Raw genomic sequence first — 20,976 nt, forward strand, 5'->3', positions numbered from 1 at the left:
GTACGAAAATGGAATTGAGCAGGTCACAGCATGGGGCTTGGAAGATCATCACTCGGCCGCCTCCGCGATCGGCGCCGGCGAAAAATCCTCCGGGAAATGCGTCATGGCGCTCATCACCGGATAAGGCGTGAAACCACCGAGCGCGCAAAGCGAGCCGAATTTCATCGTGTTGCAGAGATCGGTGAGCAGCGCCCGGTTCTTCTCCGGCTCGATGCCGCGCGCGATCTTGTCGGCCGTCTCGACGCCGCGCGTCGAGCCGATGCGGCAGGGCGTGCACTTGCCGCAGCTTTCGACGGCGCAGAATTCCATGGCGAAACGCGCCTGCTTCAGCATATCGGCGGTATCGTCGAAGACGACGATGCCGGCATGGCCGATCAGCCCGTCTTTGGCGGCAAAGGATTCGTAATCGAACGGCGTGTCGAACAGTGCCCGCGGGAAATAAGCCCCGAGCGGTCCGCCGACCTGCACCGCCTTGACCGGTCGTCCCGTCGCCGTGCCGCCGCCGATCCCGTCGATAATATCGCCGAGCGACAGGCCGAAGGCGGTTTCGTAAAGACCACCATATCTGACATTGCCGGCGATCTGCAGCGGAATGGTGCCGCGCGAGCGACCCATGCCGAAATCGCGATAGAAGGCAGCACCCTTCTCCATGATCACAGGCACGGAGGCGAGCGAGATCACGTTGTTGATGACGGTCGGACAGTCGAACAACCCCTTATGCGCCGGCAGCGGCGGCTTGGCGCGCACGACGCCGCGCTTGCCTTCGAGGCTGTTCAACAGGGCCGTCTCCTCGCCGCAGACATAGGCGCCGGCGCCGGTGCGCACCTCGATATCGAAGGCGCGGCCCGAGCCGAGCACCGACGGGCCGAGAATCCCTGCCTGCCGGGCGATACCGATGGCCTCGCTCATCACAGCGATCGCATGCGGATATTCCGAACGCGTATAGACGAAGCCCTTGGTGGCGCCCGTGGCAAGTCCCGCGATCGCCATGCCCTCGATCAAGACGAAGGGATCGCCCTCCATGATCATCCGGTCGGCGAAAGTGCCGCTGTCGCCCTCATCGGCATTGCAGACGATATATTTGCGGTCGCCGGCCGCATCGAGGACGGTCTTCCATTTGATGCCTGTCGGGAAACCCGCGCCGCCGCGTCCGCGCAGGCCGGAATCGGTGACTTCCTTGACGATTTCGGCCGACACCATCGCGACAGCGCGGCGAAGGCCGGCAAGGCCGCCATGCGCCTCGTAATCGGCCAGCGAAAGCGGATCGATGACGCCGCAGCGGGCGAAGGTCAGGCGGGTCTGTTCCTTCAGGAACGGGAGGTCTTCAACCTCCCCGAGACAGAGTGGGTGATCGCCGCCGTTCATCATTCCGGCCTCGAACAGAGCCGGCACATCCCGTGCTTTCACCGGCCCATAGCCGATTCGCTTGCCGGCAAGCTCGACCTCGACCAGCGGCTCCAGCCAGAACATTCCGCGCGAGCCGTTGCGCACGATCTCGGCATCAAGGCCGCGGGCGGCGATCTCCTGGACAATCGCCTTTGCCACCTTTTCGGCCCCGAGCGCCAGCGCAGCGGCATCGCGCGGAACATAAATCCTGACTGTCATCGGCGTGCCTCCGCAACGAGTTCGGCCGCCAGCTGATCGTCGATCCGGCCATAGACCTCGCCGTCGAGCATCGCCGACGGGGCGCAGGCGCAGAGACCGAGACAGTAGACCGGCTCCAGCGTCACGCTGCCGTCGAGTGTCGTCTGGTGAAAATCGATGCCGAGCAGCGTCTTGACGCGCTCGGCCACTGCATCGCCGCCCATCGACTGGCAGGCCTCGGCACGACAGAGCTTCAGCACATGCCGGCCGGCCGCATGATCGCGATAATCATGATAGAAAGTCACCACGCCATGGACCTCGGCGCGCGAAAGGTTCAGTTCCTCGGCAATCACAGGCACCGCTTCCTGCGGCACATAACCGAATTCTTCCTGAACCCCGTGCAGAATGGGAAGCAGCGGCCCTTCGAGGAAACGAAGATCGGCGACGATGGCCCGAGTGCGCGCGGCAATATCGCCTTCGGCGATATGAATGGTCATAAGGCAGCCCTCCCGACGGCTTGCTCGTTGCGGAATGGCGGCCTCCCCAGCCCAAGTGCTATTCCTCGACCAGCATCGCAAGGAAGCCGCCGGCGATCAATAACGCTATCTTGTCGGTCGATAGATTTTTTCTATCAAAGTTCCTCATCCTGCACGAGCACTCGGGCTTCGTGCAGCAAGGCCGATACAAGTGGCGTGAAGGGTTCGCGATAAGGCGCGACAAGGCCGACAAGATGATGCGCCTCCGGCTCGACGATCGGAATCATGCGGATTTCCACCGGAAAACCAAAAGATATGGCAACATTGCGCGGCATGATGCTGGCCCAGCGCCCGGTCCTGACATGCGAGAACAGCACGATCATCGAATTGGATTCGAGCGTCGGATGCACGCTCGCGCCTGCCTCCGTCAGGTGCCGATTGATGATTCGGCGGTTCTGCATGTCGGCGGTCAATAGACAAAGCCGAAGATCGCCGACCTCCTTCCAGGTCACATTGTCGCGATCGGACAGCGGGCTGCCTGCGGCTGTGATCAGATGATAACGCTCGGCATAGAGCGGAACGCTCGTGACACGGCCGAGCGGCTCGTTTTCGAGATAGGTGATGCCGGCATCGATTTCGAGGTTTTCGAGCATGCTCAGCACCTGCAGCGAATTGCGCGAGACGATCGAGAAGGTCACGCCGGGATGCCGTTCCTGAAAGGGCGTGGTGATGCGCGAAAGCATGGCGAGCGCTGTCGGGATGGCGGCGAGGCGGATATGACCGGAAAGGCCGCGACGGGCGGCGCGCATCTCCTCGCGCATGGTGCGGGCGTCGCCGACGATGCGCCGGGCCCATTCGAGTACCCGCTGCCCCTCCGGCGTCAGCCCCTGGAACCGCGAACCGCGCTGTACCAGCATGACGCCCAATTGATCCTCGAGCTGGCGGATGGCGGCCGAAAGCGTCGGCTGCGAAATCCCGCACTCCTCGGCGGCACGGCCGAAATGCTTTTCATTGGCAAGGGCGATAAAGAATTCCAGCTTGTCGATCATCCCCTTATCTTCGACGCAGCAGCCGTGCTCCGCAAGGGCGGTTCTCAAGACCACCGCACAGTTTTGCCCGACGGGCTTTAAAGATTTTCTGCAATCGGAAAAAGATCGAACAGCGATTCGAGGAAGGCAAGCACGCTGACATTGCCGATGCTGTAATAGACCAGCCTGCCCTGGCGGCGCGTATTGACCAGGCCTTCGAGCCGCAAACGCGCAAGCTGCTGCGAGACCATCGCCTGCTGTATGCCGAGAATATTTTCGATCTCGCCGACCGTCCGCTCCTCTTTCGCCAGGATGCAGAGGATCAGAAGTCGGGTGTGATGCGCCAAAGCTTTCAGCAGATCGCTCGCCTCATGGGCTTTTCCAGCGAGTTTGTGCAATTCCTGGCCGGTCATCCCCGGCTCCGGTTTAGGCAACGGCATTCGATATCTCGGAAGGGCGGCGGTGAAATAGTTCAGCACAGTAGCATATTCGTAGAAGCGAATTCGCCAATAATGATGAAATACCAAAAAAGGTCTCAGTAAATCAGCAGATAAGCTGTCCGCCATTGATCTCGACCACCTGGCCGGTAATGTATCCCGAGAGCGAGGGAGCCGCCAGGAACAGATAGGCGGGAGCGCAATCCTCCGCCGTGCCGAGCCGCTGCAGCGGGATGGATTTTCTGGTCTGCTCCAGCTTTTCGCGGGAGGAATAGCGCTCGTGGAAATCCGTCTCGATCGTTCCCGGAGAGACGCAGTTGACGCGGATTGCATCCGGGGCGAGCTCGCGGGCGAGCGCCTTGGAATAGGTCGCAACGAAGGCTTTCGAGGCCGAATAGATCGACGAGCCGGGGCTGCCGCCGGTCAGCGCCGAAATCGAGACGGTGTTGACGATGGCAGCGCCCTCGGCAGCCTTCAATGCCGGCAGCAGGGCGCGCGTCAGCGCCACCACCGATGTCTGGTTGAGCCGTATGACCGCCTCATATTCGGCGTCGGTCAGGGTGGCGGCGGGAAACCGGCCAAGCATGGTGCCGGCATTGTTGACGAGCACATGCACCCTGTCGAAGAAGCCGAGAACATCGTCTGCAAATTGCGCCGCTCCGCCGACGGCGGCAAAATCGGCATGCAGCAGCAGCGCCCGTCTTTCGGTTTCAGCCGTCAGCAGGAAATCCGGCAGGTCGCGCCCGGGCTTGCGCCCGGTATGGACGATCACCTTGGCGCCGCAGTCGAGAAACTGCCGGGCGACTTCGAGCCCGATGCCGCGGCCAGCGCCGGTTACGACGACATTGCGATTTTCAAACAGTCTGGGATGAAACACGAAGCCGTCCTCCTGGAGCGTGACGCCGAAACTCTAGAATTTAGAGCAGGATTCAGATTTTAAGCCGACCCGGCGTAAAATCATCCTGTTCTAGTGAACAATGCCACCGGTTGCGCCATGCGCCCTTAACATATGAGGGCGCCGGCCGAAAGAAAGGCGCGGATCGATCTTTCCGCGGGGTTTGGTTCCGGCAAGGCCAGGCTTAGCTTTCGGCCTCCAGCAGCCGGGCGCCCGGCCCCTCCCTGCCGAGCCGGTCGCCGGGATTGCGCAGCGGACAGCTATCGACCGACAGGCAGCCGCAGCCGATGCAGCCGGTCAGGCGGTCGCGCAGCAGGCTGAGCTGGCTGATTCGCGCGTCGAGATCATCTTTCCAGCGGGCCGACAGCGTCTGCCAGTCGGCGGCCGTCGGCGTGCGTCCCTGCGGCAGCGATTCGAACGCGGCCTGGATTTCCGCAAGCGGAATGCCGACACGCTGGGCCACCTTGATGATCCCGAGCCGGCGAAGCACGTCGCGCCCGTAGCGGCGCTGGTTGCCGCGGCTGCGAATGCTCGAGATCAGTCCCTTGGTTTCGTAAAAATGCAGCGCCGAGACGGCAAGGCCGCTGCGTTCCGCCACCTCGCCGACCGTCAGGAGCTTGCCGAGCGGCACCGTGGGAATTGTCTCCATCGCCTCTTGACCTCAAGATTAGTTGAGGTTTTATAAGCCTTGCTCCAGCAGTCGTAAAGCCCAATCGCGAGAGGAGCGACGCATGAAAACATCCATCAGGCTAGCGGTAATCTACGGAAGCACGAGAAAGGGCCGCATCTGCGAGAGGGTGGTCAAATGGCTGACCGGGGAAATCGCCCGCTTCCCGCAATTCGATATCGACATCATCGACCCGCTCGAATTCGCGCTGCCGCCCAGCCGCGAAACGGCGCATCCCGAAATCGACAGGCTCGCCGGGCGGCTCGGCATGGCCGACGCCTTCATCATCGTCACGCCGGAATATAATCACAGCTTCACCGCCGCATTGAAATCGACCATCGATCTGTTTTTCGAGCCCTGGCAGGGCAAGCCGGTCGCCTTCGTTTGTTACGGCGGCATCTCGGGCGGCCTGCGCGCGGTCGAGCAGCTGCGCCTCGTCTTTGCCGAACTCCACGCCGTCACCATCCGCGATTCGGTCAGCTTTTCCACGCCATGGAGCCGCTTCGACGCGGCCGGACGGCTTCATGATCCGAGCGACGCCCTGCACGCGCTCGACCGGATGATGGCGCGGCTGGAATGGTGGACCCGGGCGCTGATTGCCGCGCGCAGCGATCGTCCCTATGCCGATATTGCCGCCTGAGGCAGAAGGCTGCGGTTCCGTTCCCGGCAGGTACGGAACCTCTGGGGACACCCGGACAGGACCTCCGTCCGGGTGTTTTCCCATCATGCCGGCCTCATCCCGGCCATGCGGACGGGTTGGCAATTTTGCGGTTGCGGGAAGAAAACCCCGGTGATAATTTCCGCGCCGATTAACAGGGGAGCTCCGTATCGCCGGGGCTGAGATGTGAGGCGCGAGCGTCCGGACCCTTCAAAGCTGATCTGGGTAATGCCAGCGGAGCGAGGTTCGGATGTTTTCAGGCGCACAAGTATCACTCTATCCGATGTCCGGCAGTTTCGTCGGTATCATTCTCGACGCCGTCAGGGCGCCCGATCCCTATCGCGACCGGCTGCGCATCGAGACCGACGCCGAAATCGAACGCTGATGACACCGTCGCAACCATCGGATTCCCGCCTTGCCGCGCTCCTCGCCGCTCTCACCCGGGGCATGCCCGCCTTTCTCGCCGGCTGCGCCTTCCTGGCGGCATGGGAAGTCTATGTCGATCTCTCCGGCATCAAACCGTCCATCCTGCCGGCGCCTTCGCGCATCGTCATCCAGGGCTGGCTGAACCGCGAGGCGCTGATAGCAAACACCTGGCCGACGCTTGGGGCGACACTCGGCGGCTTCGCGCTGTCGCTTGCCTTCGCCTTCGCCGCGTCGATCCTCATGGATTTCATGCCCTTCATGCGCCGGGCATTGCTGCCGGTCTTCATCGCCAGCCAGACCCTGCCGCTGGTGGCAATCGCCCCTCTCGTCGTCCTCTGGTTCGGTTTCGGTCTCGTGCCGAAGATCCTGCTGGTGGCGCTCGTCACCTTCTTTCCGCTGCTCGTCGCCCTGCTGCAGGGTTATGAATCGACCGACCGTGACATCGCCGAATTGCTGAACTCGATGAAGGCAGGCCGCTGGCGGATTTTCCGCCTGGCGCGCCTTCCCTCGGCGCTGCCCTATTTCTTCGCCGGCCTGAGGATCTCGATCACCTATGCCGTCGTCGGCGCGATCTTTGCCGAATATGCCGGCGCCGCCCGCGGCCTCGGCATTTATATTCTCAACGCCAAGAACAATTTCCGTCCCGATCTCGTGCTTGCCGCCGTCCTCGTCAGCGCCGTGCTGACACTCTGCCTCTTCGGGCTGACGCTGTTGATCGAGCGCCTCGTCATGCCCTGGCAGCCATCCGGGGAGCGACGCCGATGAGCGATGCAATGGTTGAACTGCGCAAGATTTCGAAGTCCTTCGACGGCATGCAGGTGCTGGGCGATATTTCGCTCGCCGTCGCAAACGGCGAGTTCGTTTCGATTGTCGGCCCGTCCGGCTCCGGAAAATCGACGATATTGCGATTGCTGACGCAGGCGCTGCGTGCCGATTCCGGCGCCTTGCTTTTCAACGGCGCGCCGCTGGAACAGGCGCCGCATTCCTTCGCCTTCATGCCGCAGCGCGATGCACTGATGCCCTGGCGCCGGATCATCGACAATGCGGCACTCGGCCTCGAGGTGCGGGGCATGAGCCGCCAGGCCGCCCGCGCCGCCGTGGCGCCGCTGTTCGAAAGCTTCGGCCTTGCCGGCTTCGAACGCCATTACCCCTCCGAACTATCGGGCGGCATGCGCCAGCGCGCCGCCCTGCTGCGTACCGTCGTCCAGACCCAGGACATGCTGCTGCTCGACGAGCCTTTCGGCGCGCTCGACGCGCTGACGCGCACGCAGATCCAGGAATGGCTGCAGGGCATGTGGACCGAGCACCGCTGGACGGCGCTGCTGATCACCCATGACGTCCGCGAAGCCGTGTTCCTCTCCGACCGCATCTACGTGCTTTCGGCCCGTCCGGCGCGTATCATACGCGAATTCCACGTTCCCCTGCCCCGCCCGAGAAGCCTTGCCGATCTCGGCTCGGCGGCGGCCCAGGCGATCGAGACCGAAATCCTGCAAACCCTGCTTCATCCGCAAGAACAGGATGATTTCAGGCCGGCCGGCCTAAAATCTGAATCCTGTTCCAATTTAAAGAGTTAGAGCATGATGTCGTCCGAAACCGCTCAGATTTTTCGGCGCCATGCTTTAGAGACCTAAGGAGGTCACCATGCTGCTTCTCACCCGTCGCCAGACGATCTTCGCCGCCATCGCGGCAAGCCTCGCCGGCCGCTCGGCCTTCGCCCAAGCGGCGCCCGCAAAGGTCCGCATCGCGCTCGACTGGACGCCCAACACCAACCATATCGGCATCTATGTCGCCAAGGCGAAGGGCTTCTATGAGGCCGCCGGCCTCGATGTCGAGATCCTTCCCTTTGCCGATGCCAGCGCCGGAACGCTTGTTTCCAACGGCGTCGCCGATTTCGGCATCAGCAGCGAGATCGAGGCCATCACCCAGCGCGCCGGCGGCGGCGACGTGAAGATGGTCTACGGCGTCGTCCAGACCGAAACCGCACGGCTGATCTTCAAGGGCGGACGCGACGACATCAAGAGCCCCAAAGATCTCGACGGCAAGACCTATGGCGGCTTTGGCGGCACCTGGGAAAGCGCGCTGGTCTCGGCGATGATCCGCAATGACGGCGGCAAGGGCGAGGTCAACACCGTCACCCTCGGCACCTCCGCCTACGAGGCGCTGGACAATGGCTCGATCGATTTCACCCTCGAAATCTACACCTGGGAAGGCATCGCCGCCGAGCTGGAAAAGCGCAAGATCGACCGCTTCCACTATTCCGATTACGGCATTCCCGACGAGCAGACGACGGTCATCGTCTCCAGCGACGCCTATCTCTCGGCAAGCCGCGAACATGCCCGCGCCTTCATCCAGGCGACGCGCCAGGGTTATGCCTATTCCGTCGACCATCCCGACGAAGCCTGCGAGCTGCTGATATCGGGAAGCAACGGCGCGCTGATGAACACTGAACTGGTCAAGGCTTCCCAGAAGGCGTTGATCGAGGGGCACTTCCTGAGGTCCGAGACCGGGGTGATCGGCACGCTCGACCCGGCAAAGGCCGAAGGCATCGGCGGCTTCCTGCTCGAGAACGGCATTCTGGTCGATGCCAACGGCGCCACCCTCAAGGAGAAGCCGGATTTTTCCAGCTATTTCACCAACGAACTGCTCGTCTGACCTCGAGCTTCGGCCTTGCCGGCCGCGGTTTTCCGCGGCAAAGGCCATCTGGCACTGCATGATTTCTTAAATCGGAAGCGATATAAGAAAAAAGGATGCAGCACTTCAAAGTGTTACAGCGCCGCACGGGTGAAGACGCGGCGCCGTAAGGCGGGGAACAGGATGCGACAACAGGAAAGACTGGTCGGAGCGGACTTTCTGCGCGCGACGGCCTGTCTGCTGGTGTTTATCCATCATCTGGCGATCCGGCTGGATATGCGCAGAATCCCCGACGAATTGGGGCCGGCCGCAAACATCCTCCGCTTCGGCAATTTCGGCGTCGCCATCTTCTTCGTGCTCAGCGGCTTCCTTCTTGCCCATCCCTTCTGGCGGGCGCTCGACAATGGCAGCAACATGCCGAGCCTCCGCCACTACACGATCCGCAGGGCGGCGCGCATCGCCCCGGGCTTCTGGTTCGCCGCAACCGTCGGCTTCGTTCTCAGCCTGACGCTGCTTGCCCTGCCGCTGACGCCAGAGCTTGCGCTGCGCTACCTCTCCGGGCTGCTGTTCATGAGCCAGTGGCATTGGCGCACGTTTTTTCCTGTCGAGACAGACGGGCCGCTCTGGTCGATCCCCTTCGAGGTCACCAGCTATGTGCTGCTGCCGGCCTGCTTCTTCCTGCTGTTCCGTTTGCCGGCCTTGAGGCAGCGGCCGCTCCTCGCCCGCTTCGCCTGGCTTTGCGCGATGTCAGGCGTGCTCCTCGCCCATGTGCTGATCCTCACCGTCTTTGCGCTCGACGACATCGGACGCGGCTGGCAATACGGCCTCCAGGGTGGGGCGAAGGAGTGGATGCCGAGATATAATCCGATCGGCTTCTTCGCCGTCTTCGCACTCGGCGCGCTTGCTGCCGGCGTCGAGGTCATGCTCCCCAGAAGACCCTCCCCCTGGTTCGATACCGCAGCGCTGCTGGCCCTTGCCATTGCCGGCTACCGCCTTGGCATATCGCCGGGCGGCACCCCCGAAGCTTATGGCTGGCTCGAAATCCCCTATGGCTTCCCGGTCTTTCCGCTGGCAATCGCAACGGCGCTCGTCTCGCTCTGCCATTCGCAATATCTGGGCAGATTGCTCGACAACGCTCCCGTCCGCTACATCGCAAAGATCTCCTTCGGCATCTATATCTGGCAGGAGATCATCCTGATATCGATCCAGAGGCTCGACCAGGGTTCGTTCGGCGTTTCCTCGGAAAACGTCGTCACCGGCTGGCTGCAGTCCTGTGGACTGGCGGCAGCATCTGTCTTTCTGGTCGCAAGCCTCAGCTACACACTGCTGGAAAAGCCGGTGATCGACATCGGCAACCGCCTGACATCGCGCCAGCCCAATCGGGCTACTCCTTTCAAAGTATAAATTCTCCGTCACCTCAACTACAGGCATTAAGGTTAACGAGAATTACTCCCATTTTTGGCTTCTTTGGGGTTACTGATTTCTTATTTAAACCGATGACAAACGATACGTGAGGATGTATCTGTCTCCCTGCAGTTCAGTATCGCATCTAAACTTGTGGGCCTTGCGTAATGAATGCTTATACTTCGAAGACGAATTCACGCTTCGATCCGTCTCAGCGTCAGGACAAAATCGGGTCCCTGGTTATCGCGAATTCCAACATTCGCCAGCCGGACAGCTTTTCTCATGTTGAAAGAAAGAGCGCTGTGCGGCTCGGCGTGAAGCGTTTGATCGACATTGTCGCCTCGCTCAGCGCCCTCATCGTTCTGGCGCCGTTTTTTCTGGCGATCGCGCTCTTCATCAAGTTCGACGACGGCGGGCCGGTATTTTTCCGCCAGATCCGCTGGGGACTGAACGGCCACAAGATTACCGTCTTCAAGTTCCGAACGATGCGCGCCGAAGCTTGCGATCCGAGCGGCGTGCAACAGACGGTCAAGGGCGACAGCCGGGTGACAGGCATCGGCGCGGTGCTCCGCAAGACCAATATCGATGAACTGCCGCAGCTTCTGAACGTCCTCAAGGGCGACATGTCGCTGGTCGGCCCGCGCTGCCACGCCATCAACATGCGGGCTGCCGGCCGGCTCTACGAAGAACTCGTGCCCGACTACCATCACCGACACATCATGCGTCCCGGCATTACCGGCCTTGCGCAGACGCGCGGATGGCGCGGTCCGACCGCGCGGCCGCTGCAAGCCCGGGCCCGCATCGCCTGCGATATATATTATGTCAGGAATTTCAGCCTGCTGCTCGACTTAAAGATTCTGTTGAAGACGCTGGTCATCGAACTGCGTGGCGGCACCGGCTTCTGAGACGGTTCACTGCATCGGCAAAGCCGCACGTGGTCCTACCTTTTCACTTATCAATCCGCCCGACAGGCCTGTCTTTCGTCAGCCGACAGATCGACGGACACAAAAAAGGCGGCTCTTGCAGCCGCCTTTCGTCATCGCAGTTGATTGCGATCAGTCCTGTTGAACGATGCCGCTCAGATGCGTCAGTTCCATGATGAAGTGCTCGAGCTTCGACTTGTGCTCGTGCAACTCGGCATGTTCGAGCTCCAGGCGGGCGGCTTCGATGCGACGGGTCAGCTCATCCTTGTGGAGTTCCTCGACCGGAACCGCGGATTCGGCAAGCAGGGTGCAGCCGGTCGGCAGGATATCGGCAAAACCGCCGAACACGACATAGTCCTGCTTCCTGCCGGAAGCCGAACGCACGCTCACGACACCGGGCTTGATCGTCGTCATCGTCGGCGCGTGGTGGGCCATGACGGTCATTTCGCCTTCAGTCGCAGGAATGACGACCTCGGTCACCATCTCCGACAGCAGCAGACGCTCCGGCGAAACGAGCTCAAAGTTGAAATTGTCAGCCATCAGTGACTTACCTTCTCGGCTATGGCTTTCGCATCTTGCAATTTAGTCCCGCAGAACGGGCAGTGCATTATTGCCTGGTCGAGGTAACCGAGGCCTTCCTCGCTCTGGACCAGACCCACCACCATCATCATCACGCCGTTATCGGCGCGATAGATGGTCGGCGCTGCCGGCTCCGGAAGATCCGCCACGACCCCTTTCAGGGAGTCGCAGCAGAATATCTCGTCCAAGGCATCGGTCATCAAGCAGCTGCAGAGAGCTTCTTGGCCTTTTCGATGGCTTCGTCGATCGAGCCGACCATGTAGAAGGCAGCTTCCGGCAGGCTGTCGTACTCGCCGTTGACGAGGCCCTTGAAGCCCTTGATCGTGTCTTCGAGAGCAACCAGCTTGCCCGGCGAGCCGGTGAAGACTTCGGCGACGAAGAACGGCTGCGACAGGAAGCGCTCGATCTTGCGGGCGCGGGCGACCGCGATCTTGTCTTCTTCGGACAGTTCGTCCATGCCCAGGATGGCGATGATGTCCTGCAGGGCCTTGTAGCGCTGCAGCGTCGACTGAACCTTACGGGCGACTTCGTAATGTTCTTCGCCGACGACCATCGGGTCGAGCATGCGCGAGGTGGAGTCGAGCGGGTCGACGGCCGGGTAGATGCCCTTTTCAGCGATCGAACGCGACAGAACCGTCGTTGCGTCCAAGTGGGCGAACGAGGTTGCCGGCGCCGGGTCGGTCAAGTCGTCGGCCGGAACGTAAATGGCCTGGACCGAGGTGATCGAGCCCGTCGTCGTCGTCGTAATGCGTTCCTGCATCTGGCCCATGTCGGTTGCGAGCGTCGGCTGGTAGCCGACGGCCGACGGGATGCGGCCGAGCAGAGCCGACACTTCAGAACCTGCCTGCGTGAAGCGGAAGATGTTATCGACGAAGAACAGAACGTCCTGGCCCTGGTCGCGGAAGTGTTCGGCGACCGTCAGGCCGGTCAGAGCGACGCGAGCGCGCGCACCCGGCGGTTCGTTCATCTGGCCGTAAACGAGCGCAGCCTTGGAGCCTTCGCCGCCGCCATGCTTGTTGACGTTCGATTCGATCATTTCATGGTAAAGGTCGTTGCCTTCGCGGGTGCGTTCACCGACGCCCGCAAAAACCGAATAACCACCATGCGCCTTGGCGACGTTGTTGATCAGTTCCATGATCAGAACGGTCTTGCCGACGCCGGCGCCGCCGAACAGGCCAATCTTGCCGCCGCGTGCATAAGGCGCGAGCAGGTCGACGACCTTGATGCCTGTGACGAGGATCTGCGCTTCCGTCGACTGATCGACGTAAGCCGGTGCGTCCTGGTGGATGGCGCGCTTGTGGGCGGTGACCAGCGGACCGGCTTCGTCGACCGGCTCACCGATGACGTTCATGATGCGGCCGAGCGTCTCGTTGCCGACCGGAACCAGGATCGGCTCACCGGTATCGGTGACTTCCTGGCCGCGAACGAGACCTTCGCTCGAGTCCATCGCGATGGTGCGGACTTCGTTTTCGCCCAGGTGCTGCGCGACTTCGAGAACCAGACGGTTGCCGTTGTTGGTCGTTTCCAGCGCGTTCAGGATCTTCGGCAGTTCGCCTTCGAAAGCAACGTCGACGACGGCGCCGATAACCTGGGTGACTCTGCCGACAGAGCCGGTCTTGGGGGTAGCTGCCTCAGCCATTTTCTGACCCTCTTTTCCTAGCTTCAGAGCGCTTCCGCGCCCGAAATGATTTCAATGAGTTCCTTGGTGATCTGCGCCTGACGCTGGCGGTTGTAGCTCAGCGTCAGCTTATTGATCATCTCACCAGCATTACGCGTCGCATTGTCCATCGCGCTCATCTTGGCGCCCATTTCGCCGGCGACGTTCTCAAGGAGCGCGCGGAAGACCTGGACTGAGATATTGCGCGGGATCAGATCGTCGAGGATCGCTGCCGGATCCGGCTCATATTCGTAGACGGCGCCGGCATGTTCTGCATCCTCGGCAACAACGTCGGGAGCCTGGGCAGGGATAAGCTGCTGCGCCGTCGGGATCTGCGAGATGACCGATTTGAACTCGGAGTAGAACAACGTGCAGACGTCGAACTCGCCGGCCTCGTACATCTCGATGAGACGCTTGCCGATCTGGTCGGCATTCTCGAAGCCGATCTTCTTGACTTCGCGCAGTTCCTTGCGCTCGACGATCAGCGAAGCATATTCGCGGCGAAGGATGTCGTAACCCTTCTTGCCGACGGTGAAAATCTTCACCGTCTTGCCCTCGGCAATCAGCTTGCGGACGTGATCGCGGGCAAAACGCGCAATCTGCGAATTGAAGCCGCCGCAAAGACCGCGTTCGGCGGTGCAGACGACGAGCAGATGGACCTGGTCCTTGCCGGTGCCGGTCATCAGCGCCGGCGCGCCATCGGCATCGGTGACGGCCTTGGCGATGTTCGCCAGAACCGCACCCATGCGTTCCGAATAGGGCCTGGCGGCCTCGGCCGCCTCCTGCGCGCGCCGAAGCTTCGCCGCAGCGACCATTTTCATCGCCTTGGTGATCTTCTGCGTCGCCTTGACGGAGGCGATCCGGTTTTTCAGATCCTTGAGTGAAGGCATCCGTTATCCGTCCTAACTTAGGGCCCGATTACGAGAAAGACTTTGCGAAGCTATCGAGAGCAGCATTGAGCTTGCCCTTGGTATCGTCGCTGATTGCCTTTTCCGTGCGGATTGCGTCGAGGATGGCGGAGCCTTCCGAACGCAGGTACGAAAGCAAGCCCTGCTCGAACTTGCCGACCGATGCGACCGGCAGCTTGTCGAGATAGCCGTTGACGCCGGCGAAGATCACGGCAACCTGCTCTTCCGTCTTCAGCGGCGAGAACTGCGGCTGCTTCAGGAGTTCGGTCAGACGTGCGCCACGGTTCAGCAGGCGCTGCGTCGCAGCGTCGAGGTCCGAACCGAACTGGGCGAAGGCGGCCATTTCGCGATACTGGGCGAGTTCGCCCTTGATCGAGCCGGCAACCTGCTTCATCGCCTTGATCTGCGCCGACGAACCGACGCGGGAAACCGACAGACCGACGTTCACGGCCGGGCGGATGCCCTGGTAGAACAGGTCGGTTTCAAGGAAGATCTGGCCGTCGGTGATCGAGATCACGTTGGTCGGAATGAAGGCCGAAACGTCGTTGCCCTGCGTTTCGATGACGGGCAGAGCGGTCAGCGAGCCGGCGCCCTTGTCGTCGTTCATCTTCGCAGCGCGCTCGAGGAGGCGCGAATGCAGGTAGAAAACGTCGCCCGGATAGGCTTCGCGGCCCGGCGGGCGGCGCAGCAGCAGCGACATCTGGCGGTAGGACACGGCCTGCTTGGACAGGTCGTCGTAGCCGATCAGCGCATGCATGCCGTTGTCGCGGAAATATTCGCCCATGGCGCAGCCGGCAAACGGTGCCAGGTACTGCATCGGGGCCGGATCGGAAGCCGTGGCGGCAACGATGATCGAATACTTCAGTGCGCCGCGCTCTTCGAGCACCTTGACGAACTGGGCAACGGTCGAACGCTTCTGGCCGATGGCGACGTAGACGCAGTAAAGCTTTTCGCCTTCCGGACCGTTGTCGTGAATGGCCTTCTGGTTGAGGAAGGCGTCGAGAAGAATGGCGGTCTTGCCGGTCTGGCGGTCGCCGATGACAAGCTCGCGCTGGCCGCGGCCAACCGGGATCAGCGCATCGATGGCCTTGAGGCCGGTCGACATCGGCTCATGAACCGACTTGCGCGGAATGATGCCCGGAGCCTTGACGTCGACGCGCGAACGGCGCGTCGCGTTGATCGGGCCCTTGCCGTCGATCGGATTGCCGAGCGCGTCGACGACGCGGCCGAGCAGTTCCGGACCGACAGGAACGTCAACGATGGCGCCGGTCCGCTTGACGGTGTCGCCTTCCTTGATGTCACGGTCGGAGCCGAAGATGACGACGCCGACATTGTCGGATTCGAGGTTCAGCGCCATGCCGCGGATGCCGCCCGGGAACTCGACCATCTCGCCGGCCTGGACATTGTCCAGACCATAGACACGAGCGATGCCGTCACCGACGGAGAGAACCTGGCCGACTTCCGAGACTTCTGCCTCTTTGCCGAAATTTTTGATCTGGTCTTTGAGAATTGCGGAAATTTCCGCGGCGCGGATATCCATCAGCCAACCTCTTTCAATGCGAGCTTAAGGGTAGAGAGTTTGGTACGAAGAGACGTATCAATCTGACGGGACCCGACCTTAACGATCAGACCACCAAGAATTGACGGATCAACCGTGACGGCAATCGTCACGTCTTTGCCGGTGACGCTCTTGAGTGCCGCCTTCAATTCGGTTTCCTGCGCTTCAGAAAGCGCATGCGCCGAGGTGACCTCGGCGGAGGTTTCACCGCGATGGTTCGCGGCGATGATGCGGAAGGCCTTGATCATGCCCGGCAGGGCAAACAGGCGGCGGTTGTTCGCCACGACCTTCAGGAAATTGGCGAAGAAGCCGCTGACGCCGGCCTTCTCGCTGATGGCGACGATCGCCTTCAGCTGATCCTCGGCAGAGAAAACCGGGCTTGCGACGAAGCGCTTCAGATCGGCGCTCTCATCCAGCATCGCCTGGAAACGGTCAAGATCGGCGGTTACGCTATCGACGGCGCCCTGCTCGAGCGCCAGCTCGAAAAGCGACGAGGCATAGCGCTCGGCAACACCAGATGTAAGCTGGGACGTGTCTGCCACTGGCACAAATTTCCCTGATTTCAACTCAAAATCCGGCTCTCGGCGGGCGCCGAACCTATGATCTTGAATTCGTTTTGATTTCCCCCAGAAATCACAAGAGAAGCCTCTTGCTTCTTCCGAAATTCGGGGTCCGTCTAACATAGGATGTTCGGACTCGCAACACGCGTAATGCCCGAATACGCCTTTCACATGAATTTCTGTTCGCAAAATTGCGCAACGGCCTGAAAGACGGCCAGGGAGACCGTCTGCCGGCCAGAAGATTCACGTTTGGATGAAGCCGAAAACATAGAGCAGCGGCAGGGCGGCCAAAGCAATCTGCACAACCAGAAGTAAATAGTTGACGAGATTACTCCCCTTATCGGACAGGATCGAGACGATGCGGGCAAAGGCGGCCATCACAAAGGAGGCGCCGAGCGCCATGTAGATCCAGCTCTGGGCGAGCATGATCGCCGAGGCTCCGAAGCCGAGATAGAAACCGCCCATCGAGCGCGCTTCGCCGAAACCTTCCGGCCGTCCCTCCCGCGCCTGCAAGCCGAGAAGACGCAGGGCGTGGCCCGGCGCAAACATCATGATGAAACCGGCGAACGCCGTGAAAGCGGCGGAACAAAAGGCAAGCTGCTCGCCAAGCTCGGTCGGAAAGTAAAATTCCATGCGTCAGCCCCAAATCGCCCGGATGATTCGGTGTTTATGGCATGGGCGCGAAAAGGAGGAAATGGCGGGGGTATGTTTTAGAGAAAACTCTGCGGATCGATGTCGAGCTGCACCTGTACCGATCCGCGTTCCTTGGGCGATTGCGACAGCATCGCCCGCAGGAAGCCCTGCATGTCGGAGTTCCGCCGGCCGTGCACCAGCAGGCGGAAGCGGTGGCGGCCGCGCACCAGCGCCAGCGGCGCTTCGGCAGGGCCGAGCACCGCAATGCCCGACACCTGCGGCGCCGCATTGCGCATGCCGCGCGCATGGTTTTCCGCGTCATGGCGGGTTTCGGCCGAAACGATGATCGAGGCGAGCCGGCCGAACGGCGGCAATATGGCGCGTTCGCGTTCGGTGATCTCGCGCTCGTAGAAGGCGTCGGAATCGCCCGACACGATCGCCTGCATCACGGGATGCTGCGGCTGGTAGGTCTGCAGCAGCCCATGACTCTTGAGGCCGGTGCGCCCGGCCCGGCCGGTCACCTGCGACAGGAGCTGAAAGGTGCGCTCGGCAGCGCGCGGGTCGCCATTGGCAAGGCCGAGATCGGCATCGACGATGCCGACCAGCGTCATCAGCGGAAAATTATGCCCCTTGGCGACCAGCTGGGTGCCGATGACGATATCGGCCTCGCCCTTGGCGATTGCATCGAGCTCCAGCCGCAGCCGCTTCACCCCGCCCATGATATCGGAGGAGAGAACGATCGTCCGCGCCTCGGGGAAATGCCGTTCCACCTCCTCGGCAATTCGCTCGACGCCCGGCCCGCAGGCGACGAGATGGTCGAGCGTGCCGCATTCCGGGCATGCTTCCGGCGTGCGCTCGGCATAGCCGCATTGATGGCATTGCAGCTGCTTGCGGAAGCGATGCTCGACCAGCCAGCTCGAACATTGCGGGCATTGGAACCGGTGGCCGCAGACCCGGCAGAGCGTCAGCGGCGCATAGCCGCGACGGTTGAGAAAAAGCAGCGCCTGCTGGCGCTTTTCAACCGTCTTGCCGATCGCCCGGATCAGCACCGGCGACAGGAAGCCGCCGCGCTCCGGCGCGTGCCGGCGCATATCGATGAGATGCAGGTCCGGCAGCGCCGCGTCGCCGAAACGCGTCGGCAGGTGGACGGTGCTGTAGCGCCCGCTCTGCCCGTTGACCTGGCTTTCGACAGACGGTGTCGCCGACACCAGAATGACGGGAAAATCACCGATGCGGCCGCGCACCACGGCCATATCGCGGGCATTGTAGAAAACGCGATCCTCCTGCTTGTAGGCGGGATCGTGCTCCTCGTCGACGATGATCAGACCGAGATCCTCGAAGGGCAGGAAGAGTGCCGAGCGGGCGCCGGCCACGACCCGCACCTCGCCGGTCACCGCCTGGCGCCAGACCTTTTCGCGCATGCGCGGCGCCAGATCGGAATGCCATTCGGCCGGCTTCGCCCCGAAGCGATCCTGGAAGCGCTCCATGAAACTCGCCGTCAGCGCGATCTCCGGCAGCAGGATCAGCACCTGCCTGCCGCGTTTCAGCGTCTCGGCAATCGCCTCGAAATAAACCTCGGTCTTGCCGGAGCCGGTCACCCCGTCGATCAGCGACACCGAAAACTCACCCTTGCGGATGTCGGACACGATCTCTTCGGCCGCCGCCTTCTGCGGCCCTTCGAGGCGTGCGGCGGCGAAATCCGGATCGGGCATCGCCACCACCGGCGGCGGCGGCAGGAATATCGTTTCGAAAATGCCGAGCGTGATCAGCCCGTCGACGACGCTCGTCGAAACCCCCGCCGCATGCGCCAGGCCGCTGCGCGTCCAGGAAAGCCCGTCGGAGGCCGTATCGAGCACCCGGGCGCGCGCCGGCGTCATCCGCTCCGGTTCGCCGCCGACGAATTTCAGCCCCTCCACCATCGGCTCCGGCTCGAAGGCATTCGGCGCCCTCAGCGCCATGCGCGCGACGAGGCCCGGCGGCGAGAGCGTATAGGTCGCCACCCAATCGATGAAATCGCGCATCTCCCGGGAAAGCGGCGGGCAGTCGAACACATGGCTGATCGGCCGCAGTTTCTTCGGATCGACACCATCCTCGCCGCCGTCCCAGACGACGCCGATCACCTGCCGCGGCCCGAGCGGCACCTGCACGACCGAGCCGGGCTCGACCGCCATGCCATCCGGCACCGAATAGGAATAGGGTTTCGGCGCCGGCATCGGCACCAGCACGGGAACCGTTCGGTTCGCGGGCGGTGCCTCGAAAAGCGCGCCAAAGAGATCGGACGAATCTGTGCTCATCGGGCGAGACCATGCCCGCAAATCGATGCAATTGGAACCGCAAAGACGAGGCGGCGTCTCTTGCATCCGTGGTCGCCTGCAGCCTGAACGAAAAGCTTGCCGGGCAAGCGATTGGCTGCATAGATTGCCGGACGATCTTGTTCGAAATGCCGAAGTACCGCTCTTCGGCCGCTGAATTGGAGAGCACCGATGGCCAGACTGACCGAAGATGCCAAGGGCGTCTATGTGATCGCCGTAACCCCCTTCACCGATGACGGCGCGCTCGATCTTGCAAGCATCGACAGCATGGTCGATTTCTACGAAGGCGCCGGCGTCACCGGCCTGACGGTGCTTGGCCAACTCGGCGAGGCGCCGAAGCTGACCGCCGAGGAATCGCGGACCGTGGTCGAGCGTGTGCTGAAGCGCCTCGACGGGCGTCTGCCCGTCGTCGTCGGCGTCTCGGCGCCGGGGCTTGCTCCGATGCGCGAACTTTCCGAAGCGGTCATGGCAGCGGGTGCTGCCGGCGTCATGGTTGCACCGCCCTGGACGGTCAAGACCGACGACCAGGCCTTCGCCTTCTACCAGTCGGTCGGCGAAACCCTGGGCGATACGCCCTTCGTGCTGCAGGATTATCCGCTCACCACCAATGTGACGATCGCGCCCAAGGTGATCGAGCGCATCGTCAACGAGGTGCCGAACTGCGTCATGCTCAAACACGAGGACTGGCCGGGCCTTGCGAAGATATCGGCACTTCGCGCCGCCAGCGACAAGGGCGGCATGCGGCGCATCTCCATCCTTTGCGGCAATGGCGGGCTTTTCCTGCCGGAAGAGATGAGCCGCGGCGCCGATGGCGCCATGACCGGCTTTTGTTATCCCGAGATGATGGTCGGCGTCGTCGAGGCCTATGCGGCCGGACATCCCGATCGCGCCCATGCGATCTTCGACGCCTATCTGCCGCTCGCCCGCTATGAACAGCAGCAGGGCATCGGCCTTGCCTGCCGCAAATATGTGCTTGCCAAACGCGGCGTGATCAAATCCGCCACCCTGCGCAAACCGGGCGCGAGCCTCTCGGCACTCGATATTGCCGATGTCGAGCGGTTGCTGGCGCGCCAGGCCATCCGCCTCCGCGAGATCGGAGCGTAAATCTCGACCCCGCCTGCGGATCGCACCGCAGTACGTTGCCCTCCATCAGCGGCGCGAATCCTTGACCGCTGGATCGTCGCGCTCACCCGGCCTAGGCAGATCGAGGCGATGTGTGTGCCCGTCCGGCCCGGTGGCCTGAAATCCGAGCGACTCCCAGAATTTCGCCGCATCGGCATTTCCCGCATGAACGGTGACGATGCTGCAGCAGGATCGCGCATGGTCGAGCAGCGCCAAGGCCAGCATCCGGCCAATACCGCGTCCGCGCATTGTCGGGCTGATGTAGAACCGCCGCATCCGCAACGCGCCCGGCATGGCGGCTTCAATGGTCACGCCTCCGACGCCGACGATCGCCTCATCGACATAGGCGCCCAGCAACCTTTCGCCGTCACGCTCGAACCTGACGGCGCCGGCCGACCAGTCATCGATCAGCCGGGCGATATGGGAATATCCTTCCCGCCGAGCCTCGCTTTCGAGATCGGCGATGTCATCGGGCAATCGATCGCGGATCATGCGGATATCGATCGTCATGGCAGCGC

General features: G+C 62.2%; 22 protein-coding genes, 1 pseudogene and 1 riboswitch. Of the genes and pseudogenes, 8 read left to right on the plus strand and 15 right to left on the minus strand.

All coding sequences use genetic code 11. The features are described 5' to 3' along the window. Positions 1-48: 48 nt before the first annotated feature. The 6 genes from GGD57_RS26205 to soxR form a co-directional block, all read right to left on the minus strand. A complete protein-coding gene (locus tag GGD57_RS26205; RefSeq protein WP_184473104.1) occupies positions 49-1,605 on the minus strand; it encodes a formate dehydrogenase beta subunit in 1,557 nt (518 codons plus the stop codon). Continuing rightward, entirely contained in the window at positions 1,602-2,081 is a 480-nt protein-coding gene (locus tag GGD57_RS26210; protein WP_184473105.1) for a formate dehydrogenase subunit gamma, read from the minus strand. Before GGD57_RS26210 ends, GGD57_RS26205 begins: the two co-directional genes overlap by 4 nt. A gap of 134 nt (positions 2,082-2,215) precedes the next feature. Next, positions 2,216-3,109 carry a LysR family transcriptional regulator gene (locus GGD57_RS26215; protein WP_085738598.1) on the minus strand — a complete coding sequence of 298 codons (894 nt, stop codon included), beginning with the start codon at positions 3,107-3,109 and terminating at the stop codon, positions 2,216-2,218. Between the two features lie 77 nt (positions 3,110-3,186). Continuing rightward, positions 3,187-3,528: an ArsR/SmtB family transcription factor gene (locus tag GGD57_RS26220; RefSeq protein WP_085739070.1), complete on the minus strand. Its 342-nt coding sequence runs from the start codon at positions 3,526-3,528 to the stop codon at positions 3,187-3,189. A 103-nt stretch (positions 3,529-3,631) separates the two neighbouring features. Then, on the minus strand, positions 3,632-4,402 hold the full coding sequence (locus GGD57_RS26225) for an SDR family oxidoreductase (RefSeq protein WP_184473106.1): 771 nt from the start codon (positions 4,400-4,402) through the stop codon (positions 3,632-3,634). Between the two features lie 202 nt (positions 4,403-4,604). Beyond that, on the minus strand, positions 4,605-5,069 hold the full coding sequence (gene soxR / locus GGD57_RS26230) for a redox-sensitive transcriptional activator SoxR (RefSeq protein WP_184473107.1): 465 nt from the start codon (positions 5,067-5,069) through the stop codon (positions 4,605-4,607). An 82-nt stretch (positions 5,070-5,151) separates the two neighbouring features. Here soxR and GGD57_RS26235 point away from each other — a divergent pair, with 82 nt between their 5' ends. The 7 genes and pseudogenes from GGD57_RS26235 (at position 5,152) to GGD57_RS26265 (ending at position 11,111) form a co-directional block, all read left to right on the plus strand. After that, positions 5,152-5,727 carry an NADPH-dependent FMN reductase gene (locus tag GGD57_RS26235; RefSeq protein WP_184473108.1) on the plus strand — a complete coding sequence of 192 codons (576 nt, stop codon included), beginning with the start codon at positions 5,152-5,154 and terminating at the stop codon, positions 5,725-5,727. Between the two features lie 164 nt (positions 5,728-5,891). Next, positions 5,892-6,005, plus strand: a riboswitch (TPP riboswitch). Continuing rightward, positions 5,996-6,112 (plus strand): annotated as a pseudogene (locus GGD57_RS26240) (YkoF family thiamine/hydroxymethylpyrimidine-binding protein); the annotation flags it as partial. (Overlaps the previous riboswitch by 10 nt.) 17 nt (positions 6,113-6,129) lie before the next feature. Further along, the gene (locus GGD57_RS26245) at positions 6,130-6,936 is read left to right on the plus strand and encodes an ABC transporter permease (protein WP_184473109.1); all 807 of its coding nucleotides are present in this window, start codon (positions 6,130-6,132) and stop codon (positions 6,934-6,936) included. Continuing rightward, positions 6,933-7,745, plus strand: a complete 813-nt coding sequence (locus GGD57_RS26250) for an ABC transporter ATP-binding protein (RefSeq protein WP_184473110.1) — start codon at positions 6,933-6,935, stop codon at positions 7,743-7,745. Before GGD57_RS26245 ends, GGD57_RS26250 begins: the two co-directional genes overlap by 4 nt. Before the next feature lie 67 nt (positions 7,746-7,812). Then, positions 7,813-8,823 (plus strand): ABC transporter substrate-binding protein, encoded by a 1,011-nt coding sequence (locus GGD57_RS26255; RefSeq protein ID WP_184473111.1) that lies wholly within the window; start codon positions 7,813-7,815, stop codon positions 8,821-8,823. Between the two features lie 162 nt (positions 8,824-8,985). Continuing rightward, positions 8,986-10,206, plus strand: coding sequence for an acyltransferase family protein (locus GGD57_RS26260; protein WP_184473112.1), 1,221 nt, complete (start codon positions 8,986-8,988; stop codon positions 10,204-10,206). 167 nt (positions 10,207-10,373) lie between these two features. Further along, positions 10,374-11,111 (plus strand): sugar transferase, encoded by a 738-nt coding sequence (locus GGD57_RS26265; protein WP_184473113.1) that lies wholly within the window; start codon positions 10,374-10,376, stop codon positions 11,109-11,111. Between the two features lie 150 nt (positions 11,112-11,261). Here GGD57_RS26265 and GGD57_RS26270 read toward each other — a convergent pair whose 3' ends face one another. The 8 genes from GGD57_RS26270 to GGD57_RS26305 all read right to left on the minus strand — a co-directional run bounded on the left by GGD57_RS26270 (position 11,262) and on the right by GGD57_RS26305 (position 19,318). Then, positions 11,262-11,669: a F0F1 ATP synthase subunit epsilon gene (locus GGD57_RS26270; protein WP_097610255.1), complete on the minus strand. Its 408-nt coding sequence runs from the start codon at positions 11,667-11,669 to the stop codon at positions 11,262-11,264. After that, positions 11,669-11,908, minus strand: coding sequence for a hypothetical protein (locus GGD57_RS26275; protein ID WP_184473114.1), 240 nt, complete (start codon positions 11,906-11,908; stop codon positions 11,669-11,671). Before GGD57_RS26275 ends, GGD57_RS26270 begins: the two co-directional genes overlap by 1 nt. Then, entirely contained in the window at positions 11,908-13,347 is a 1,440-nt protein-coding gene (gene atpD / locus GGD57_RS26280) for a F0F1 ATP synthase subunit beta (protein ID WP_184473115.1), read from the minus strand. The genes GGD57_RS26275 and atpD overlap by 1 nt, the downstream gene beginning before the upstream one ends. 23 nt (positions 13,348-13,370) lie before the next feature. Continuing rightward, on the minus strand, positions 13,371-14,255 hold the full coding sequence (locus GGD57_RS26285) for a F0F1 ATP synthase subunit gamma (RefSeq protein ID WP_184473116.1): 885 nt from the start codon (positions 14,253-14,255) through the stop codon (positions 13,371-13,373). Positions 14,256-14,283: 28 nt separating this feature from the next. Further along, positions 14,284-15,813 carry a F0F1 ATP synthase subunit alpha gene (atpA, locus tag GGD57_RS26290; RefSeq protein ID WP_184473117.1) on the minus strand — a complete coding sequence of 510 codons (1,530 nt, stop codon included), beginning with the start codon at positions 15,811-15,813 and terminating at the stop codon, positions 14,284-14,286. Continuing rightward, on the minus strand, positions 15,813-16,379 hold the full coding sequence (locus GGD57_RS26295) for a F0F1 ATP synthase subunit delta (protein WP_184473160.1): 567 nt from the start codon (positions 16,377-16,379) through the stop codon (positions 15,813-15,815). Before GGD57_RS26295 ends, atpA begins: the two co-directional genes overlap by 1 nt. 255 nt (positions 16,380-16,634) lie before the next feature. Next, entirely contained in the window at positions 16,635-17,024 is a 390-nt protein-coding gene (locus GGD57_RS26300) for a DUF4345 domain-containing protein (RefSeq protein WP_184473118.1), read from the minus strand. Positions 17,025-17,101: 77 nt separating this feature from the next. After that, a complete protein-coding gene (locus GGD57_RS26305; protein WP_184473119.1) occupies positions 17,102-19,318 on the minus strand; it encodes a primosomal protein N' in 2,217 nt (738 codons plus the stop codon). Positions 19,319-19,507: 189 nt separating this feature from the next. Here GGD57_RS26305 and GGD57_RS26310 point away from each other — a divergent pair, with 189 nt between their 5' ends. Further along, positions 19,508-20,440 carry a dihydrodipicolinate synthase family protein gene (locus GGD57_RS26310; RefSeq protein WP_184473120.1) on the plus strand — a complete coding sequence of 311 codons (933 nt, stop codon included), beginning with the start codon at positions 19,508-19,510 and terminating at the stop codon, positions 20,438-20,440. Positions 20,441-20,485: 45 nt separating this feature from the next. Here the strand turns inward: GGD57_RS26310 and GGD57_RS26315 are convergent, their stop codons facing one another. Next, positions 20,486-20,968, minus strand: a complete 483-nt coding sequence (locus GGD57_RS26315) for a GNAT family N-acetyltransferase (protein WP_184473121.1) — start codon at positions 20,966-20,968, stop codon at positions 20,486-20,488. Between the last annotated feature and the right edge of the window lie 8 nt (positions 20,969-20,976).

The organism is Rhizobium esperanzae, from assembly GCF_014197615.1.
In the GTDB taxonomy this organism is placed as follows: domain Bacteria; phylum Pseudomonadota; class Alphaproteobacteria; order Rhizobiales; family Rhizobiaceae; genus Rhizobium; species Rhizobium esperanzae_A.

Bases quoted from the DNA above. Each gene is read 5' to 3' on its own strand.
- GGD57_RS26250 (WP_184473110.1), top strand. From the start codon at position 6,933: ATGAGCGATGCAATGGTTGAACTGCGCAAGATTTCGAAGTCCTTCGAC.
- GGD57_RS26275 (WP_184473114.1), bottom strand. From the start codon at position 11,908: ATGACCGATGCCTTGGACGAGATATTCTGCTGCGACTCCCTGAAAGGG.
- soxR (WP_184473107.1), bottom strand. From the start codon at position 5,069: ATGGAGACAATTCCCACGGTGCCGCTCGGCAAGCTCCTGACGGTCGGC.
- GGD57_RS26305 (WP_184473119.1), bottom strand. From the start codon at position 19,318: ATGAGCACAGATTCGTCCGATCTCTTTGGCGCGCTTTTCGAGGCACCG.
- GGD57_RS26285 (WP_184473116.1), bottom strand. From the start codon at position 14,255: ATGCCTTCACTCAAGGATCTGAAAAACCGGATCGCCTCCGTCAAGGCG.
- GGD57_RS26235 (WP_184473108.1), top strand. From the start codon at position 5,152: ATGAAAACATCCATCAGGCTAGCGGTAATCTACGGAAGCACGAGAAAG.
- atpA (WP_184473117.1), bottom strand. From the start codon at position 15,813: ATGGATATCCGCGCCGCGGAAATTTCCGCAATTCTCAAAGACCAGATC.
- GGD57_RS26215 (WP_085738598.1), bottom strand. From the start codon at position 3,109: ATGATCGACAAGCTGGAATTCTTTATCGCCCTTGCCAATGAAAAGCAT.
- GGD57_RS26220 (WP_085739070.1), bottom strand. From the start codon at position 3,528: ATGCCGTTGCCTAAACCGGAGCCGGGGATGACCGGCCAGGAATTGCAC.
- GGD57_RS26210 (WP_184473105.1), bottom strand. From the start codon at position 2,081: ATGACCATTCATATCGCCGAAGGCGATATTGCCGCGCGCACTCGGGCC.
- GGD57_RS26245 (WP_184473109.1), top strand. From the start codon at position 6,130: ATGACACCGTCGCAACCATCGGATTCCCGCCTTGCCGCGCTCCTCGCC.
- GGD57_RS26300 (WP_184473118.1), bottom strand. From the start codon at position 17,024: ATGGAATTTTACTTTCCGACCGAGCTTGGCGAGCAGCTTGCCTTTTGT.
- GGD57_RS26205 (WP_184473104.1), bottom strand. From the start codon at position 1,605: ATGACAGTCAGGATTTATGTTCCGCGCGATGCCGCTGCGCTGGCGCTC.
- GGD57_RS26310 (WP_184473120.1), top strand. From the start codon at position 19,508: ATGGCCAGACTGACCGAAGATGCCAAGGGCGTCTATGTGATCGCCGTA.
- GGD57_RS26270 (WP_097610255.1), bottom strand. From the start codon at position 11,669: ATGGCTGACAATTTCAACTTTGAGCTCGTTTCGCCGGAGCGTCTGCTG.
- GGD57_RS26260 (WP_184473112.1), top strand. From the start codon at position 8,986: ATGCGACAACAGGAAAGACTGGTCGGAGCGGACTTTCTGCGCGCGACG.
- GGD57_RS26265 (WP_184473113.1), top strand. From the start codon at position 10,374: ATGAATGCTTATACTTCGAAGACGAATTCACGCTTCGATCCGTCTCAG.
- GGD57_RS26255 (WP_184473111.1), top strand. From the start codon at position 7,813: ATGCTGCTTCTCACCCGTCGCCAGACGATCTTCGCCGCCATCGCGGCA.
- GGD57_RS26315 (WP_184473121.1), bottom strand. From the start codon at position 20,968: ATGACGATCGATATCCGCATGATCCGCGATCGATTGCCCGATGACATC.
- atpD (WP_184473115.1), bottom strand. From the start codon at position 13,347: ATGGCTGAGGCAGCTACCCCCAAGACCGGCTCTGTCGGCAGAGTCACC.